15 protein-coding genes and 1 pseudogene are annotated in these 16,490 nt (G+C 54.7%); 4 read left to right on the top strand and 12 right to left on the bottom strand.

Features of this window, described 5'->3' with window-relative positions; all coding sequences use genetic code 11:
* Positions 1-273: 273 nt before the first annotated feature.
* A complete protein-coding gene (locus ACFQZG_RS25945; RefSeq protein ID WP_378109866.1) occupies positions 274-495 on the bottom strand; it encodes a hypothetical protein in 222 nt (73 codons plus the stop codon).
* Between the two features lie 139 nt (positions 496-634).
* Complete coding sequence (locus tag ACFQZG_RS25950) at positions 635-1,243, bottom strand: stage II sporulation protein M (RefSeq protein WP_378157658.1); 609 nt, start codon at positions 1,241-1,243, stop codon at positions 635-637.
* A 125-nt stretch (positions 1,244-1,368) separates the two neighbouring features.
* Here ACFQZG_RS25950 and pdaB point away from each other — a divergent pair, with 125 nt between their 5' ends.
* Positions 1,369-2,163, top strand: a complete 795-nt coding sequence (gene pdaB, locus ACFQZG_RS25955; protein ID WP_378157659.1) for a polysaccharide deacetylase family sporulation protein PdaB — start codon at positions 1,369-1,371, stop codon at positions 2,161-2,163.
* Here pdaB and ACFQZG_RS25960 read toward each other — a convergent pair.
* Positions 2,160-2,774, bottom strand: coding sequence for a KinB-signaling pathway activation protein (locus ACFQZG_RS25960; protein ID WP_378157660.1), 615 nt, complete (start codon positions 2,772-2,774; stop codon positions 2,160-2,162). The two genes, pdaB and ACFQZG_RS25960, sit on opposite strands and share 4 nt — an antisense overlap.
* 178 nt (positions 2,775-2,952) lie before the next feature.
* Between ACFQZG_RS25960 and gerD the strand changes: the two genes are divergently transcribed.
* A complete protein-coding gene (gene gerD, locus ACFQZG_RS25965) occupies positions 2,953-3,654 on the top strand; it encodes a spore germination lipoprotein GerD (protein WP_378157661.1) in 702 nt (233 codons plus the stop codon).
* An 84-nt stretch (positions 3,655-3,738) separates the two neighbouring features.
* Here the strand turns inward: gerD and ACFQZG_RS25970 are convergent, their stop codons facing one another.
* The 4 genes from ACFQZG_RS25970 to cysD form a co-directional block, all read right to left on the bottom strand.
* On the bottom strand, positions 3,739-4,875 hold the full coding sequence (locus ACFQZG_RS25970; protein ID WP_378157662.1) for a P-loop NTPase: 1,137 nt from the start codon (positions 4,873-4,875) through the stop codon (positions 3,739-3,741).
* 37 nt (positions 4,876-4,912) lie between these two features.
* Positions 4,913-5,653 (bottom strand): N-acetylmuramoyl-L-alanine amidase CwlD, encoded by a 741-nt coding sequence (gene cwlD, locus ACFQZG_RS25975; RefSeq protein WP_378157723.1) that lies wholly within the window; start codon positions 5,651-5,653, stop codon positions 4,913-4,915.
* Positions 5,654-5,773: 120 nt separating this feature from the next.
* Entirely contained in the window at positions 5,774-7,378 is a 1,605-nt protein-coding gene (locus ACFQZG_RS25980) for a sulfate adenylyltransferase subunit 1 (RefSeq protein ID WP_378157663.1), read from the bottom strand.
* Positions 7,378-8,319, bottom strand: a complete 942-nt coding sequence (cysD, locus tag ACFQZG_RS25985) for a sulfate adenylyltransferase subunit CysD (RefSeq protein ID WP_445297467.1) — start codon at positions 8,317-8,319, stop codon at positions 7,378-7,380. The genes ACFQZG_RS25980 and cysD overlap by 1 nt, the downstream gene beginning before the upstream one ends.
* Before the next feature lie 163 nt (positions 8,320-8,482).
* Here cysD and ACFQZG_RS25990 point away from each other — a divergent pair.
* Together ACFQZG_RS25990 and ACFQZG_RS25995 are read left to right on the top strand one after the other, a co-directional pair.
* Positions 8,483-8,617 (top strand): annotated as a pseudogene (locus ACFQZG_RS25990) (LacI family DNA-binding transcriptional regulator); the annotation flags it as partial.
* A gap of 102 nt (positions 8,618-8,719) precedes the next feature.
* Positions 8,720-9,505 carry a substrate-binding domain-containing protein gene (locus ACFQZG_RS25995; RefSeq protein WP_378157725.1) on the top strand — a complete coding sequence of 262 codons (786 nt, stop codon included), beginning with the start codon at positions 8,720-8,722 and terminating at the stop codon, positions 9,503-9,505.
* Positions 9,506-9,588: 83 nt separating this feature from the next.
* Here the strand turns inward: ACFQZG_RS25995 and ACFQZG_RS26000 are convergent, their stop codons facing one another.
* The 5 genes from ACFQZG_RS26000 to ACFQZG_RS26020 all read right to left on the bottom strand — a co-directional run bounded on the left by ACFQZG_RS26000 (position 9,589) and on the right by ACFQZG_RS26020 (position 16,410).
* Positions 9,589-10,281 carry a phosphoadenylyl-sulfate reductase gene (locus tag ACFQZG_RS26000; protein WP_378157664.1) on the bottom strand — a complete coding sequence of 231 codons (693 nt, stop codon included), beginning with the start codon at positions 10,279-10,281 and terminating at the stop codon, positions 9,589-9,591.
* A gap of 160 nt (positions 10,282-10,441) precedes the next feature.
* Positions 10,442-10,834 (bottom strand): 30S ribosomal protein S9, encoded by a 393-nt coding sequence (rpsI, locus tag ACFQZG_RS26005; RefSeq protein ID WP_378157665.1) that lies wholly within the window; start codon positions 10,832-10,834, stop codon positions 10,442-10,444.
* A gap of 21 nt (positions 10,835-10,855) precedes the next feature.
* Positions 10,856-11,293 (bottom strand): 50S ribosomal protein L13, encoded by a 438-nt coding sequence (rplM, locus tag ACFQZG_RS26010; protein WP_378157666.1) that lies wholly within the window; start codon positions 11,291-11,293, stop codon positions 10,856-10,858.
* Between the two features lie 326 nt (positions 11,294-11,619).
* Positions 11,620-15,531, bottom strand: a complete 3,912-nt coding sequence (locus ACFQZG_RS26015) for an S-layer homology domain-containing protein (protein ID WP_378157667.1) — start codon at positions 15,529-15,531, stop codon at positions 11,620-11,622.
* A 135-nt stretch (positions 15,532-15,666) separates the two neighbouring features.
* A complete protein-coding gene (locus ACFQZG_RS26020; protein WP_378157668.1) occupies positions 15,667-16,410 on the bottom strand; it encodes a hypothetical protein in 744 nt (247 codons plus the stop codon).
* Positions 16,411-16,490: the final 80 nt, after the last annotated feature.

Genomic DNA, 16,490 nt, shown 5'->3' on the forward strand with positions numbered 1-16,490 from the left:
CTGGTTTGTTCACCGAAGTGAACGATTTATTACCGTAAATTACGCTCGATGTTCAGTTTTCAAAGAACAAGCTGTGTTGCTTCTTTTTGTCATCCGCGCTAACGGCGACTTTTATAATATATCACAGCTGCCTACTCGATTGCAAGAGGTAATTTCTTACTTCTTTTATCATCTTGTATTCGATGCTGTGCGTCGCGCCCGTTTTACTGGGGCGAAAGATAATTTAACACAGATGCAGGCAGCGGGTCAAGCCTTTTATGCAATCTTCTTCGATTATCTTTGCAACCTTAATCCCGTCGCGTATCTGGACAGCTCTCTAGGCGGCGCGATCCGGGCGTACATACGGAAGATGATCTTGTAGCGCTTGGAGATCGCCTCCTTAACGGGCCCATCCAATCTGCGGTCGCTCATGTCGAGGAGCATCTCGTCCATCTCCTTGCGGAGCAAGTAATCCAGTTCCTTGCATTCCTTATCCGTGAACATCATTCCGAGCATAGGGCGCGACTCCTCCTGTATATAAGCGGCTTGTACCGATGCTCGGCCAAGTCGGCGGACGCTACCGGTATCGTTTTACTGTTATGCTCTTTTTTGCCCGCCTTTATGTCGGTTCGCCGCGCCTCTTTCCAACTTTATGTTAGGTCATTAACCAGTACGTAATCGTACTCTCCACCGCCGCGGCCAGCAACAACAGCGCGATGATCGCCGCGATGCCCGGTACGACGCCGATCGCCGTGCGCACGAACGGCTGCCATGGCTCCGACTTGCCGGTCAGGGAACGGCCGATCCCGCGAATGAACGTCAGACCGAACCGAATGCCGAAGGCGCAAGCCAAGAAGACCGCGCACAGCTCGAGCACGCCGTGAGGCAACAGCCCCTTCACGATCGTAAGCCATACGTTCTGATCGGTCTGACCGACGAGAGTAAGGACATAGCCCATGAGCATGCCATTCGAGACGAGCACCGCGATCGGCATGATGGCCCCGATGATTCCGAAGCCGATCGCCATGACGGACGCCAGCAGATTCTTCCCGATGATCAGGAAGAACATCGCGCGTTCCGGACTATCGGTCCCTTCCGCCGACTGCCTCAGCTTATCGATCTCTTCCAATTGACCGTTCATCCACCCGACCGGCGCGTCCGACGATCCCCCGACGAACATGCTGGCGAAGAACAAGATGCAAGCGAAGACGAAGTATCCCCGCGTTTCCTTCCAGATCTGCAGCAAGCCCTGACGCGAAAACATCCCGCTTCCTCCCTGGTCCCATGAATAACTGAATCGAACAAGCATACATTGTAGTAAACAAGCCCGGCCAAGCCGTCGGGCCGAGCGCACGTCATTTTATTCCGGAGAGGAGCCGATCATTCCCCATGAATTACTTTTTCGTATTTAATGGACGGCGTATTAAGAGAGCAATGTTCCTCGCGTTAACCGCAATCCTGTCCATCGCCATCATATGGGTAGAGAAGGACAACCTGAGCGTGTTCGCTCCCCATCCGCCGGCCGCGATCTACAGCGTGCCGACCGAACGCAAAGTCGTCGCCCTGACGTTCGACATCAGTTGGGGAGAAACGCGCGCGGAACCGATTCTCGAAATTCTGCAGAACAAGGGCGTGAAGAACGTCACGTTCTTCCTCTCCTCTCCTTGGAGCAAGACGCATCCGGACATCGTGAAGAAGATCATCGACGCGGGCTACGAGATCGGCAGCCATGGTCACAAGCACGACAACTACAGCCAATACAGCGACTCGGAAATCCAGAAGCAGATTACGGTCGCGGACGGCATCTTAAGGGAAATGACGGGCAAGAGCCCTACCCTCATCCGCATGCCGAACGGCGACTTCGACAAACGCGTGCTGCGCATCGCCGAATCGTTGAACTACAAAGTCATCCAATGGGATACCGATTCGCTCGATTGGAAGAACCCCGGCGTGAACACGATCGTTCAGCGCGTCGTCACGAAAGCCCATCCGGGCGACATCATCCTCATGCACGCCAGCGATTCCTGCAAGCAGACCCATGAGGCGCTCCCTACGATCATCGATAAGCTGCGCTCCCAAGGTTACGACTTCGTCACCGTATCGCAAATGATCGACCAGACCGAGACGAAGGGCAACACGGTCCAAGACAAGACCGCCTGGAACGAGCTGGCCCTGCTGGATTAACTCGCGCTCGTGACTTGAGCCGCGGATTGCGGCGACGTATCCAGAATGCGATGAAGCCTCATGATCTGGAACGCATTGCACGCGAATAACGGAATGATCTGGAACAATAGCGAAGGCATGCTGCCCGTCCGGAATGCTGGAACCGACTCCAACGCCGTAACCGCAACGAGGAAGAACACCGTTGGAATCCAAGCGCCGGACGACGTTTCATGCGTTTTCCTCCATCCGACGAGTACCGATGCGGCAAGCAAGACAAGCGGAACCGCCCAGAACGCGTTATCCGGGAAGTTGGTGTCGTACGTCCAGTAGCCGATTTCGAACAGCACGAACGCAGCCGCGATCGCTTGTACCATTAGCCAGGTGAACGGACGCTTGAAGATGCTGCGCGCGATGTAATTCAACATGAGATAAGCGAAAAAGCCCATATGCGAGAAGGCCCCGAACGTCAATCCGCCGAGCGCCATCATTCCGATATTGACGAGCCAATTCTCCGTGCCCTTCACTTGAAATTCCTGATCCGTAATCATAAGACCGATGCCGGTTAACGCCGCGATCAACGCGCCGATCAATACCGTCGTACCGAATAGTTTCATCCATCTGCGTAAATTCAAAGCCCGATTCCTCCTCGATGCATTTAAATCTTCGTCGGGCTCGAACGAACTCACCCTCGATTTGATCAACCTTTATTTTACCATGATCCAGCGAAAAAGCCATGAACCCCCCCTCATATTCGCCCTTCCCGCGTCGCATACTACCTCCATAACCCTATGGAAGGGAGTATAGGCCTACATGCGTATCCGGTTCGTCTCCGTATGCGTCGTTATCTCCATGCTTGTGGCTCTCTCCGCTTGCGGCCAGGAATCGAGCGGCGGCGGCGGGAACCAAGTCAGCTATAAAGAAGTCAAATCGATGGTTATCGACATTCTCGGCTCCGAGGAAGCGCAGAAAGCGTTGGAGAAGGCGTCTACCGCCCAATACGGCGAGAGCACGCTGCAGATGAAGAGCATGACCCCGCAAGATCAGGAAGAAGTAAGAATCGCGGTCAAAGACGTCCTGACGTCCGAAGGTTACGAGACGGTGCTCAAGAAGCTCATGGTCGATCCGAAGTTCGCGGGCGAGTTCGCCAAGGCGGTAAGCAAGGATAACAAGCAGATCCACAAAGATCTGATGAAAGATCCGACGTACCAGAAGGAACTCGTCGATATGTTCAAGACGCAGGAAATGCAGAAGATCATGACCGACTCGATGAAGACGCCCGACGTGAGGAAGCTGGTGAACTCCTCGGTTACGGAGGCGATGCAGAACCCTCTGTTCAAGCTGGAGATCATGAAGCTGTTGCAGGTTGTCGTCAAGGAAGAGCTTACGCCCGACACGGAGTCCAAAGGGAAGAAGGACGAGCAATCCGGCGGCGAAGAGCAGCAATCCGGCGGCGAGGAAGGCGGCAGCGGCGAAGAAGGCGGCGGCGAGGGCGGAGACGGCGGAGGCCAATAGCGTCGATCTCCGTCGGATGGCAAGGAAAAGCCTCGGGATTCCGGTAGATACCGGTTTTCCGAGGCTTATTCGCGTCGTTGACTATTAGCGTCCGCAGCGCGCGATGACCGCGTGCGCTAGCTCCAAGTAGGCTCGTCCCGTCTCGGAATCGGCCTTGTACACCGATGGAGAGTAATCAGGCTCTAACGGATGGTTGTCGGGAGCGCCGAGCGGGAATTGCGCGAGCAGCTCCGTATGGAGCGTCTCCGCAAGCTTGCCGCCGCCTCCGCGGCCGAAGATATAATCGCGCTCTCCGAGCTTCGGATGCTCGTAATACGACATGTTCTCGACGACGCCGAGAATGGCGTGATTCGTGCGGATCGCCATCGCGCCCGCTCTCGCGGCGACGAAGGCCGCCGTGGCGTGCGGCGTCGTGACGATGATCTCCTTGCTCTGCGGAAGCATCTGGTGGACGTCGAGGGCGATATCGCCCGTCCCCGGCGGCAAGTCGAGCAGCAAGTAATCCAGCTCGCCCCACTCCACTTCGGAGAAGAAATTGCGCAGCATCTTGCCGAGCATCGGCCCACGCCAGACGACCGGGCTGTTGTCTTCGACGAAGAAGCCCATGGAGATGACCTTCACGCCGAACCGTTCGACCGGCTTAATCTTGTCGCCGATCTGATCTGGACGCTCGTCGATACCCATCATATCGGGCACGCTGAAGCCATAGATATCGCTGTCGATCAATCCGACGCGCTTCCCGAGTCTCGCTAGCGCGACGGCCAGGTTGACCGTAACGGTGGACTTGCCTACCCCACCCTTGCCGCTCGCGACCGCGATGAATTCGACGCCGCTCTCCGGATGAAGGATCGGATGCTTCTCCAGCCCTGCGCCGTGACCTTGGATCGGTTGTTGCGGCTTCTGCGCGTCCGCCTGGGGCTGCTGTTGCGTCTGTTGCGCTTGCTGCTTGCCTTGCGCGTCGTCCAGCTCTCTCTCCGTCATCGTCCGATAACGGATGTGCGGCTGAGAGACGCCGATTCTCGCCAGCGCTTCGTTCAATTCCTTATGCAACGGCGCCGTAATATGCTCCCCCGTACTATCTGGATGCGTTACGAGCGTCAAGGAAACGGTCCCTTCGCGCACGACGACGTCGCGAACGAGACCGAGCTCCGTAATGCTTCGTTTCAAGGTTGGATCGATAATGTATGCCAGTGCCTGCAAGACTTGTTCTCTTGTAACCAAATGCTCGCCCCCTCGCGATCGTAAGCTAATCACCTTATTATAGCACAGGCTTGCCCGTTTCACCGGATGCATAGCGAAGGATACCTCGGTAGATAGCCGTCGCGACCTTCCGCTGATACTGTTCATCCGCCAACAGGTTCGCCTCGCGCGGGTTCGAGAGGAAGCCGACTTCGACGAGCGCCGTAGGCATCGACAGCTTCTTCAGCAAGTAGATCGTCTCGGCCTTCTTCGCGATTCGCTCCGTATTGCCGAGCGATTCGCGAATTTCGGATTGAATGACGGCCGCGAGCCGTTGGTTGTCCGGATTGGACGGATAGAAGAACGTCTGCGCCCCCGACCATTGCGGCGAAGGCATGCTGTTCATATGGATGCTGATCGTCAGGTCGATCTTCTTGCCGCCGCTCAGCTCCTCCACTCGCTTCATAAGGTCTTCCGTCTTCCTGCGCGAATAGCCTTTCGTATCTGGAGACGCCAGATCGTAATCCCCTTCCCGCGTAAGCAGCGTCACCGCGCCCGCTTGCTGCAGATAGTCGCGAAGGTACAGCACGATAGCCAGGTTCAAGTCCTTCTCGATCTCGCCCTCTCTGCCGACCGCGCCGCCGTCAGCGCCTCCATGTCCGGCGTCCAAGGCAATGACCTTGCCCGCCAGCGGCGTAGACCAATGACTCCAGGTGCGGGACGTCGGCATCTCGCTTAGGAATGCCGCTCCCGTGAGCGCGATCAATAAGGCGACGATCGCCAATCTTGTCCACCCGCGGCGCGTCATCCAGACGACCATGCGCCTTCTCGTCAATCTGGACCATAACTTGGTAACATGCCCTCTAAACAAAATAATCCACCTCGTCCCGGGAAAACTCCCTACATCATATGGGACAAGGCGGATCATTATGAGTAAGGCTTATCCTTTATTTCGCACGAGGATATTGCGGTATTTCCCAAAGTTCCCGGTTGTGCCGTTACCCGCTTCCAGCCCGTTAAGATCAAGCAAAGGTAATTTCGGCTCGCGAGGGCCGAAGCCCGTGAATATGCCGCCGCGAATATTGGCGAAGCCTACGTCCGACTGCAGATCGAAGTCGGAAGGATATGCGCATTGATCGCTTATCAGAGGCAACGCATCTCCTTTGTTGTACGTAGCGGCCGGTTGCTTGTGTCGCAGTACCATATTCACGTCCGGCTCATACCAGAAGCTGTCGAATAGATTGACTTGCTGCTTGGCATCGCCATCCTGCAGAAACACGCCGTTCTGATTCTCGTTGCCTACGGACACGACTACGCCGCAAGCTGCCGTGGCATGCATGACGCGGTCGATCAGAATAAGCGCGCCCATCGTTTTGTGCTGCAGAAACTCATCGACGACTAGCGGTTCCGAGACGACGATATCGCAGCTGACCAGCTCGTTCTTGACCGCGGTAGCCGTCGCAAGCAAGCTGCCGTTATTGACGTCTACCTTGTGATGCAAATCCGTCACTACGGCCGGCAGCATCTTCGTGCCCAGCTTAATCCAGTATTCCTTGCTCGGAACGAGCTGCTGTTCATCCATCCACAAGAGCGTCGTCGTAAGGGTGGTCGACGTCTTCAATCCTGCTTCTTTGGTCAGCACGCAGCCGCGCGAAACATCGACCTCGCGATCGAGCTGAATCGTTACTGGCTGCCCGGCGACGGCGCTGCCCACCTTCTTCTCTCCGATGTGAACGGACTTAACGATCGCCGTTTCGCCGCTTGGCAGAATCGTCAGCGTCTCGCCGACTTCAATCTTGCCTGCCTCGATCTGTCCTTGGAAGCCGCGGAAGTTGTGATCCGGACGGCTCACTCGCTGAACCGGCATGTAGAAGCCGTTCTCCGCTGCATCCGTGGAGATATCCACCGTCTCCAGATGCTCCAGCAACGCCGGACCGTCATACCATTCCATATGGGGAGAACGCCGCGTCACGTTGTCGCCCTCGGTCGCCGAGACCGGAATGATAACCGTATCTTCCAGACGAAGTTCGTTGCGAAGCTGCTGAATATCCTCCGTAATGTTCAAGAACCGTTGTTTGTCGTAGCCCACGAGATCGATTTTGTTCACCGCGAATATAAAGTGCTTAATGCCCATCAACGCGCATATCCGGGCGTGACGACGGGTTTGCACCAGAACGCCCTGTTTGGCGTCGATCAAGATAATGGCCAAATCGGCAAAGGCTGCGCCAACGGCCATATTACGGGTGTACTCTTCATGTCCCGGCGTATCGGCAACGATAAAGCTGCGACGCTCGGTGTTGAAGTAGCGGTAGGCAACGTCGATCGTAATCCCTTGTTCGCGCTCGGCCATCAGACCGTCGAGCAGCAGCGAATAGTCGATCGCTCCGTTTCGGCTGCCCACCTGACTGTCCAGCAGAAGAGCCTGCTCTTGATCGGCATACAGCATTTTGGAGTCGTATAGAATATGGCCGATAAGCGTTGACTTGCCGTCGTCCACACTGCCGCATGTAATGAATTTAAGTAGACCGCTCGCTGGTTGACTCATTAGAAATACCCCTCCCGTTTGCGCCGCTCCATGCTGCCTGCCGCTTCCTTGTCGATAACGCGGCTCGTGCGTTCGGAAGTCGTTGCCGATAGCGTCTCCGCGATGACCTCGTCCAGTGTATCCGCCTCCGACTCAACCCCGCCTGACAGAGGGTAACAGCCTAACGTACGGAAACGTACCATCTTCATCTCGGGAGTTTCTCCAGGCATCAGCCGCATGCGGCTATCGTCCACCATAATGATATTGCCGTCGCGATGAACGACCGGACGCTCCGCAGCGAAATAGAGCGGAACAATCTCTATATTCTCGCGTTGGATATATTGCCAAATGTCCTTCTCCGTCCAGTTGGAGATCGGAAATACGCGCATGCTTTCGCCTTTATGGATACGTGTATTAAAAAGCTTCCACATTTCGGGGCGTTGGTTTTTGGGATCCCAGGTATGCTGTTCGTTCCGGAACGAGAAGATACGCTCCTTGGCGCGGGACTTCTCTTCATCGCGTCTGGCACCTCCGAAAGCCGCGGTGAACTGATACTTCGTCAGGGCCTCTTTGAGCGCCTGCGTCTTCATAATATCCGTGTAGGCCGATCCGTGATCGAACGGATTGATGCCCTCGGCGATGGCGGCTTCGTTCCGATGAACGATCAGATCGACGCCAAGCTCCTGCGCTCTGCGGTCGCGGAACTCGATCATTTCGCTGAATTTCCAGCTCGTATCGACATGAAGCAGCGGAAATGGCGGTTTTTCAGGGTAGAAGGCCTTCATCGCGAGATGAAGCAAGACCGATGAATCTTTCCCTATCGAATAAAGCATGACCGGGCGCTCGCATTCGGCGGCAACTTCCCGGAAAATGTAGATCGCCTCAGCCTCAAGCTTATCCAAGTGTGTCAGCGACATCTGTATCACTCCTATATTGCCAAATTGAATCAGCACAATGTTCATCTAAGTATATGTATTTTCGATTGAGATGACCAGCATTGATTACGCAAACGTTTCACTTGAAATTCTCGCAAAGTTTGCGTTAACTTTACGCAAATCCACTTTCAATTTGCGTTAAAACCAGCTATCATATCCAATAAATAGGCAGGAACGCGAGGGAAGTCCGATGACTCTAAAGCAGATCGCAAATATGGCGGGCGTATCCATCTCGACGGTATCGCGCATTCTGAATTCCCCCGACAATAGCTTCGCGACGAAAGAAGTTCGCGACAGGGTCTGGAAGTTCGCGAGAGAAATCGGCTATGTACCTGATCAGAACGCCAGAGAGCTCAAACGCGGCAAACGTACGCTCCGCAAGTCTTCCCCTCCTTCCATCTCGTGCATCTTGGGGCGCACCAGACAATTGGATGACGATCCGTTCTTCGCTCAGATGTCGCGCGCCATCGAACAACAAGCGCTGGATCTGGGTTATGCCGTTCGCCATTCTTATTCGCTCTTCGATATCGAGACCGATACCCTGCTTGATCAGATCGAATCCTCGCATACGGACGGCGCAATCATATTGGGCCGCTTCAGTAACGACAGCATGAGCTTTCTCGAGAAGCACTACAAAAGTTTGGTCTATGTAGGGCGAAATATGATTTCCGCCAGCTGCGATCAGGTCATTTGCGACGGATACGAAGCTACGGAAATTGCGATTAAGCACCTGATTGCGAATGGACACAAACGAATCGGATATATCGGCGAGACGTTAAACGAGGTAAGGTACGAGGCCTACTGCGATATCATTCGCAAATACGGACTGGAAAGCTCGGATACATGGGTGAGTAATTGCCCGCAGAACGGTCCTGGCGGCTACCAAGGAGCCGAGGAGCTGTTGGCGAAAGCCTCTCCGCTTCCGACTGCGGTATTCTGCGCGACCGACATCGCGGCAATCGCCGCGCTGCGACGATTCGCGGAGGCGAAAATCAAGGTGCCCGAGCAGCTGTCGATTATTAGCATGGACAACATCGAGCTGTCCGGTTATATATCTCCGATGCTGACGACCGTGGGAATGCCGATCGTCGAGATGGGCAACTGGGCGGTTCAGCTCTTCATTGATCGTCTTAACCAGCGTCACAAGCTGCCGGTCAAAGTGTTGTTGCCGAATAAGCTGATTATTCGAGAAAGCGTCGCTAAGAGAACCTGATTCGTAATTTCATGCTGTAATAGAATTCGGCCGTCAAAGCGCCCATAAGGCACTCTGACGGCCGAAAGTCTGTGTTCTCGTCTTTACTTGTGCAAACCGCATTCCGTCTTCTCGTTGCCCGCCCAACGTCCGGCGCGCGGGTCTTCGCCCGGCATAACGGGACGCGTGCAGTGTTCGCAGCCGATGCTCGGATAGTTGCGATCATGTAATTCGTTGTAAGGAACGTTGTTCTCGCGGATATAGTTCCAGACGTCTTCGGTCGTCCAAGAAGCGATCGGGTTGAATTTCACGAGGCCGAACTTGACATCGTACTCGATCTTCTTGGAGTTCGCGCGGGTAGGCGCTTGATCGCGGCGAATGCCCGTGATCCACGCTTGGTAACGGCCCAATACGCGCGTGAGCGGATCGACCTTGCGAATGTTGCAACATGCCGTCGGGTCGCTCTTCCACAGCTCGTCGCCGTGCTCGGCGGCCTGCTCTTCCGGCGTAATCAACGGCTTCATCTCTACGAACTTCAAGCCGTATCTTTCGATCAGCTTATCGCGCGTCTCATACGTTTCCTTAAAGTGAAAATCGGTATCGAGGTAGAAAATGTCGGTTTTCGGGCTCACCTTCTGCAGCATATCGACGAGAACGACGTCTTCCGCGCCGAAGCTGCAAGCGAACGTGATATTCGGGAACGTCTCGACGGCGAACTTAATGATCGCTTCCGGCGTTTCATTTTCCAATTCGACTTCCATCTTACGGATTAAAGCTTCTTTTTCTAGCAAGTTCATAATATTGGCCCTCCATTATAAACCCAAGCAAGTTTGAATTGATTATACGACTTCACGCGCGTTAGTTCAATTAGAATAAAAATGGAGCAACGCAGTACCCATCATATGCCTATATATGCAAAAATGCCTTTCTCCCGGAAGGAGAAAGGCATCGCATAGATTAACGTTTGGAGAACTGTGGCGCGCGACGAGCGGCTTTCAAGCCGTATTTCTTACGTTCTTTCATGCGCGGGTCACGAGTCAGGAATCCGGCTTTCTTAAGAGCCGGGCGAAGCTCTGGATCGGCTTTCAGCAACGCACGGGAGATCCCGTGACGGATTGCGCCGGCTTGACCGGAAGTACCGCCGCCATGAGCGAGGATGTGGATATCGTATTTAGTGACCGAGTCGGTCAGGTTAAGCGGTTGTTTCACGATGAGTTTCAACGTTTCGAGGTCGAAATAGTCGTTGATCTCGCGTTTGTTGATCACAATGCGGCCTTCACCCGGCACGAGACGAACTCGCGCAACGGAGTGCTTCCGGCGACCCGTTCCGATGTATTGTGCTTGAGCCATTCGTAAGTCCTCCCTTATCGATTATCCGCGAAGTTCGTAAACTTCAGGTAGTTGTGCTGCATGTGGATGCTCTGCGCCTGCGTAAACTTTGAGCTTGCCTTGGAGCTGGTGGCCGAGCTTGTTGTGCGGAAGCATGCCGTATACGGCGAGCTCGATGATGCGAGCAGGCTTTCTGTTCAGCATTTCTTGCGCGGTAGTCGTTTTCAGACCGCCTGGGTAGTGGGAGTGCGTGTAGTACTTCTTCTGTTGCAATTTCTTACCCGTCAGTACGATTTTGTCGGCGTTGATGACGATAACGAAATCGCCCGTGTCAACGTGAGGGGTAAATTCAGGTTTGTGTTTGCCGCGGATCAGAGCCGCCGCTTCGCTTGCCAGACGGCCGAGCGTTTTTCCAGCAGCGTCGATCAACAGCCATTTGCGCTCGATTTCATTCGTCTTAGCCATGTAAGTGGTACGCATGAAAGTTCCTCCTTCGGGATTGTTGCCAGCTTGTATGTGATCCATCAGTTCCGTACTTGTTCGTTGCGTTCGTTATCTGGTTAAAATTCCGATGCGCATGATCGATCATCCGATCTAGGGAATAACCGATTGTGTCATACACAGCAAAATAGCGTGACGTTTCTTCGCTGGGGCCGTGGGTAGCCACGAAGAAAGCACAAAATTTATTGTACATGATTTTAGGCATATACGCAAGCAATAATTATTCGAGAACGTATGCCTCGCATTCGGTACGACAAACGGGCAGCCAAGGCTGCCCGTTCGCGGTCTGCTTATGCGAATTGCGCTTACTGAGACAACAATCTATACAGCACTTGCGCTACTTCCGCCCGGCTAGACGTCTTGCCAGGGTTCAGCTTGCCGTTCGAGCCCGAAATCGCGCCTGCGCCGACGAGCGCGTCGAACGCTTCTTGCGCATAGCTCGGAATCGAGGATGCATCGGAGTACGAAGACGTCGATGCCGTTCCTTGCGCCGCCGGTTGTTGGCCGATCGCTTTCAGCGCGCGATGCAGCAGCGTGAACAGATCTTGACGCGAGATCGTCGCGTTCGGAGAGAACCGATTCCCTTCGAACCCGTTGGCGATGCCAAGACGCTTCGCCGCCGCCAAGTAGCCGGTGTAGTACGTGTCGCCTGCATCCGCGAAGTTGCTCGCTCCTGCAGCGTCCGGAGCGATGCCGTAAGCATTCAGCAAGAGCACGATGAACTGACCGCGCGTGACGGTCGCGTTCGGGCTGAAGTGCGTATCGTCCGTGCCGCTCGTGATTTCCCGAGCCGCGAGGTATGATACGGCTTGCGCGTACCATGCCGTCGATTCGACGTCGGAGAAGGCAATTTTATTGTAACCGATAATGTATTGCGAGAAGTGCGTCGTTCCGAATTCGACCGATTGAGTGGCCGCGTTGTACTTGCCCGTGACGATTTGCAATTCTCCTTCTTCCGTCACGTAGTATACGACGACGGCGTTCGGATCTTCTCCCGGCTTAAGCGTGTATGGAAGCGATACTTGTACTTCCGATCCTCCGAAGCTCGTTACGCCCGTCTGGCCTGCATAGACGAGCAGGTCGTACACCGGACGGTCTCCGAGCACTTCCTTGCCTTCCGCCGTCAGCTCGGATTTGATCAGGATGAAGCTGATGTCTCCGCCGTCGGTCGAACCGCCGATTTGCTTGAGCGCCGCCGCGTCGAAGGACACTTTGCCGTAGCCGACGTCGATGACGATGTCCGCGCCCGTTCCGTTAACTAGCTCGTCGAACGCCGCGCGCGGAACCGTCACTTGCACGTTGCCGGTCTGGCCGGCGTCGCCGACTTTGATTTCCAATACAGGCTTCTTGCCTTCGCTCTCGGCTTGCTTCGCTTTGTTCAGCAAGTCTTTCGCCGCTTCCGGCGTGACGAGCGCGATCGAAGAGCCCGTCGCTTCGTCTTTCTTCGCTTCGATGGCCGCGGATGCTCCGTTGGTGGTGTCGGTTACGCCGGTATTTGGCGCAGTCGTCGTGCCACCAGAGCTGCCTCCCGTGTTGCCGCCGTTATTGCCGCCGTTGTTGCCATTGTTCGGTGCCACGTATTCCGGAACCGTTATGACCGTATCGGCGCTCGCAAGCGTTGCAGCAGTCTCCTTAACTCTCACGTAGTAGCTACCTGTCAGCAACGGGCTAATTTCCGTGCCGCTTACCGATACGTAAGTATTGCTGCCGCTCGAACGATACTCAAGGGACGAGTTTACGCCCGTGATTTTACCGTTATTTTGCGACGTTGTCGTCGGCGCTACTGCCGCAAGTCCCGATGGGGCAGCGACATTGGCTTTGATGACGAGGTCGACCGCGATACTCGGATTGTAATCTTCGTATACCGCGTAACGAACGCTATAGGATCCAGGCGTGAGGCTAACGATCTTGCCCGCTGCGATTGCCTCATCGGATACGAGCCCATATTCGCCGTCGTTCTTTTTATACTCCAGCTTGTATTTCGAATCGTATTCTGTTCCTTGAGTCAATCCGGTAATTTGACCGTCGTTATTGTCCAACGTCGTCGGATGTACGACGCCAAGGACCGATGGAGGCGACAGTTCCTTGTAACCTGGGACAGTTACGTTGACTGCCGCGCTTGCCGCGTACGTATCTCCGTTAACGATCTTGCTCGCGACTCTGACTTGATACGTTCCCGGTACAAGTCCTGTGATTGAAGATCCGATCACCGGCGTGTATTCGGATTGCGAATTCGATTTGTACTCAAGACCCGACGGCAAATCTACCGTAGCGCCGTTATCGTGAGCAACAATCGAGCCGTCAGTGTTGGCCGCGGTCGTCGGTTCATTGCCGATCAAGTGTGCAGGTGCCGCTTGGAAGTATGGAACTTCGAAGACTACGGACGGCCCCGGAGGATATACGGTCGTCGTATAACTCTGATAGTTATTCGATTCGCTCTCGAAACCGAACTTCGACGCATAGCGGACTTCGTACTTGCCCGACGTCAATCCTTCGATCGCCGTGCTCGTCGTCGGAACGGCGGCATAAGCGGAATCGCCTACTTTTCTATATTCCAAGGAACGAGTCGCGTAACCCGCCACTCCGTCGACGACGCGAGTCTTCGCGATGCCTTCGATTTTACCGTCCGCGCCGCCCACGCTCGTCGGAGGCAACGGCGTCAATCCGGACGGCTTCCACTCTAGTCTGGAGAATAGCGTGCTTAACGCGCTGCGCTTTAAGTTTTTTGCATTAACATTGCTATGCGTATCTCTCCAATATCCCATGAATTCTACGTGTCCGAGAATCGGCGCCCAATTATCGTTCTCGTCACGATTTCGCTTATCGTATACGAGTACATATGGGGCTTGAATCCTGCTCGCCTTAGTCGCGGTTCCGGCGTCTTTAGCCGCTTGATCCGGGAAGTAATAGATGGACGCATTGGCTTTCGTATTCTCCGAAGTCAGGTTCGGGAAGTAGGTCGATATTAAGTTGGTATAGATTGGTGTTATATTCTGGCTATTATCACGCGTTTGTAGGAAGTTGCCTCCGATATCACCCCAGGCCGGTCTCGCGGAACCTGCTTGCGCATGAGCCGGAGCGGCGCCGATTCCGCCATCCAGTTTCGTATCGAAGTTGTATACTTTCGTAATGCCGAATTCATTAGCTACTTGGTTAACGTATTTCACGATCCCTTGCGTATCTCCGCACCATGCACATCCGATCAGGAAGGCGTGCGTCTCTTCGGTGTTCAACAAATACTTGAACTCGTCTAACGTCACGGAATCGATGACGATGGCCGGATCGGACGAATCGAAGATTACCGGCGTCGGAGTCTGTCCCTGTGGAACCGTTCGGAATTCGTTGTACGAACCCGCAACATATTCTTGATTTGTCAGCGTTTTGAACTTGGCGTTCTTCGTGCCCGCTTCCGATATCGAATCGAACAATTCCCGAAGCTCGGCCTTGTACGCATCTGCTCCGGAGCCGTCCTGCAACGCCGTTAAACTGCCCGCGCTGCTGATTCCTTCGAGACTAGCCACGATCGGAGAAGCGGCATTGCCGCGATTATAGATGAACAGATACGGAGCGCCTACCACACGCGCGTTTTGTACTCCCGGAGCGTCGGCGCCTGTATACTCGGAGGTCAGCTTGGTACCCGCATATTGATCTGACACCACGAGGTTTTTCAAGTAACGAACAGCGAGATCGACGTAACGTCTCGAGAAGTCCTTTCTCGATTGTTGATCGCTCGCAGGTTTATTAGCATTCGGCTGCTCAGCGGGTGGTGGAGGTGCAGTCGGATTCGGAATTGTACCTCCAGGGCTAACCGGATAGTTAGGCGATGCATTACTCTTCGTGATATCCACCCAACCATCCGGACCGTCCAGCTTCGTATCGAAATTCTTGATCGACGTAATACCGTATTCCTTCGCCACTTCGTTTATGTAACCGATCGCGGCTTGCGTTTCCGGCTGCCAAGAGCCACCGAACAGAACGATGTAGTTATCGTCCGCGCCCGTCGACGCGTTGCGAAGCAAGTAGTCGAGCTCGTAATACGTTACCGTCTCGAACACGTGCGATTGATTCTGAAGCGCAGCATACCGTGTTTGGAAATAATCCTGCTGTCCCACCGCTACCGGATCCGCGCTTGCAATACTTGCCCCAAATGCGGGTATCGCCAAAGTAGCCGCTAGTAACAGCGAAGTCCAACGGCGGGCTTTAAATATCTTCCCCATATTTAACTTCTCCCATCAGAATAGTATGAATTATTGATAATGAAATGGCGGATACCGCGACCCGGTCGCGAGAGCTGTCCGGGTCGCTTCCGCCATTAAACTTTAGCCTCGTTACTGCTCGACGGTTAACGCTCCTTAGCAGATCTCTTCGCTGGAGGACGAAGAATCGCTCGAAGAGGACGAACCGCTGGACGAAGACGAACCGCTAGACGAAGAGCTTGCTGCAGGTGCCGGCGTTTCAACCTTCTGCGGCGCGTTCGACTGCTTCTGCGTCAAAATGGTTTTCTTCTTCTCGACAGGAGCCGGAGCAGGAGTCGGTTCAGGCGTCGCCGCTGCCGGAGCTTCGGCCTTAGGCGCTGCAGCCGGTGCAGGCGTAGCCTTCGGTTCGTTCGTCGTGGTCGCTTGAACTTCCGTCTTCGCCGCTTGCTTAGCCGGTGCCGTTGCTTGAGGCTTGCTGTCTTCCGTCTTCGCCGCGACTTGCTTCGTCGACGGTGCCGGGGCTGGCGTCGACTTGTTATCGGACTTCGCAGCTGGCGCTTGTACGGACTCGGCTGCCGGTTCGGAAGCCGCAGGCGCCTCGGTAGTTGCCGCGCCTTCCGCATCGCTGCTCGGCGCTTCCACGACCGCTACGGTCGTTTCTGTTACGGTTTCCACTGCCGCAGGAGCTTCCGTCGTAGCTTGCTCCGCTGCCGGTTGTTGTTCGACGACCGCTACGGTCTGTTCGGAAGGAACCGTGGTCGTCTGAACGACGCCCGTGTCGGACTCCTCGTTATTATTCGGTTTCGCGGCTACCGCCACGTAAGTCAATGCGATGAATGCTACAATCGAAGCCAGGAACAACAGCGTAAGCTTAGAGATCTGTTTCTTTGCGATAGTCATGTACATCTGCCTCCTCTAGTCTGATGAATGATTGGCCAAGCATTCGAGGGATAAAAAAAAGATTCGATATAAGGCGATAT

Source organism: Cohnella sp. GCM10027633 (assembly GCF_042675445.1).
Lineage (GTDB): Bacteria > Bacillota > Bacilli > Paenibacillales > Paenibacillaceae > Cohnella.

Bases quoted from the DNA above. Each gene is read 5' to 3' on its own strand.
- ACFQZG_RS25945 (WP_378109866.1), bottom strand. From the start codon at position 495: ATGCTCGGAATGATGTTCACGGATAAGGAATGCAAGGAACTGGATTAC.
- ACFQZG_RS25950 (WP_378157658.1), bottom strand. From the start codon at position 1,243: ATGTTTTCGCGTCAGGGCTTGCTGCAGATCTGGAAGGAAACGCGGGGA.
- pdaB (WP_378157659.1), top strand. From the start codon at position 1,369: ATGAATTACTTTTTCGTATTTAATGGACGGCGTATTAAGAGAGCAATG.
- gerD (WP_378157661.1), top strand. From the start codon at position 2,953: ATGCGTATCCGGTTCGTCTCCGTATGCGTCGTTATCTCCATGCTTGTG.
- cwlD (WP_378157723.1), bottom strand. From the start codon at position 5,653: ATGGTCGTCTGGATGACGCGCCGCGGGTGGACAAGATTGGCGATCGTC.
- ACFQZG_RS25980 (WP_378157663.1), bottom strand. From the start codon at position 7,378: ATGAGTCAACCAGCGAGCGGTCTACTTAAATTCATTACATGCGGCAGT.
- cysD (WP_445297467.1), bottom strand. From the start codon at position 8,319: ATGAACATTGTGCTGATTCAATTTGGCAATATAGGAGTGATACAGATG.
- ACFQZG_RS26000 (WP_378157664.1), bottom strand. From the start codon at position 10,281: ATGAACTTGCTAGAAAAAGAAGCTTTAATCCGTAAGATGGAAGTCGAA.
- rpsI (WP_378157665.1), bottom strand. From the start codon at position 10,834: ATGGCTCAAGCACAATACATCGGAACGGGTCGCCGGAAGCACTCCGTT.
- rplM (WP_378157666.1), bottom strand. From the start codon at position 11,293: ATGCGTACCACTTACATGGCTAAGACGAATGAAATCGAGCGCAAATGG.
- ACFQZG_RS26015 (WP_378157667.1), bottom strand. From the start codon at position 15,531: ATGGGGAAGATATTTAAAGCCCGCCGTTGGACTTCGCTGTTACTAGCG.
- ACFQZG_RS26020 (WP_378157668.1), bottom strand. From the start codon at position 16,410: ATGACTATCGCAAAGAAACAGATCTCTAAGCTTACGCTGTTGTTCCTG.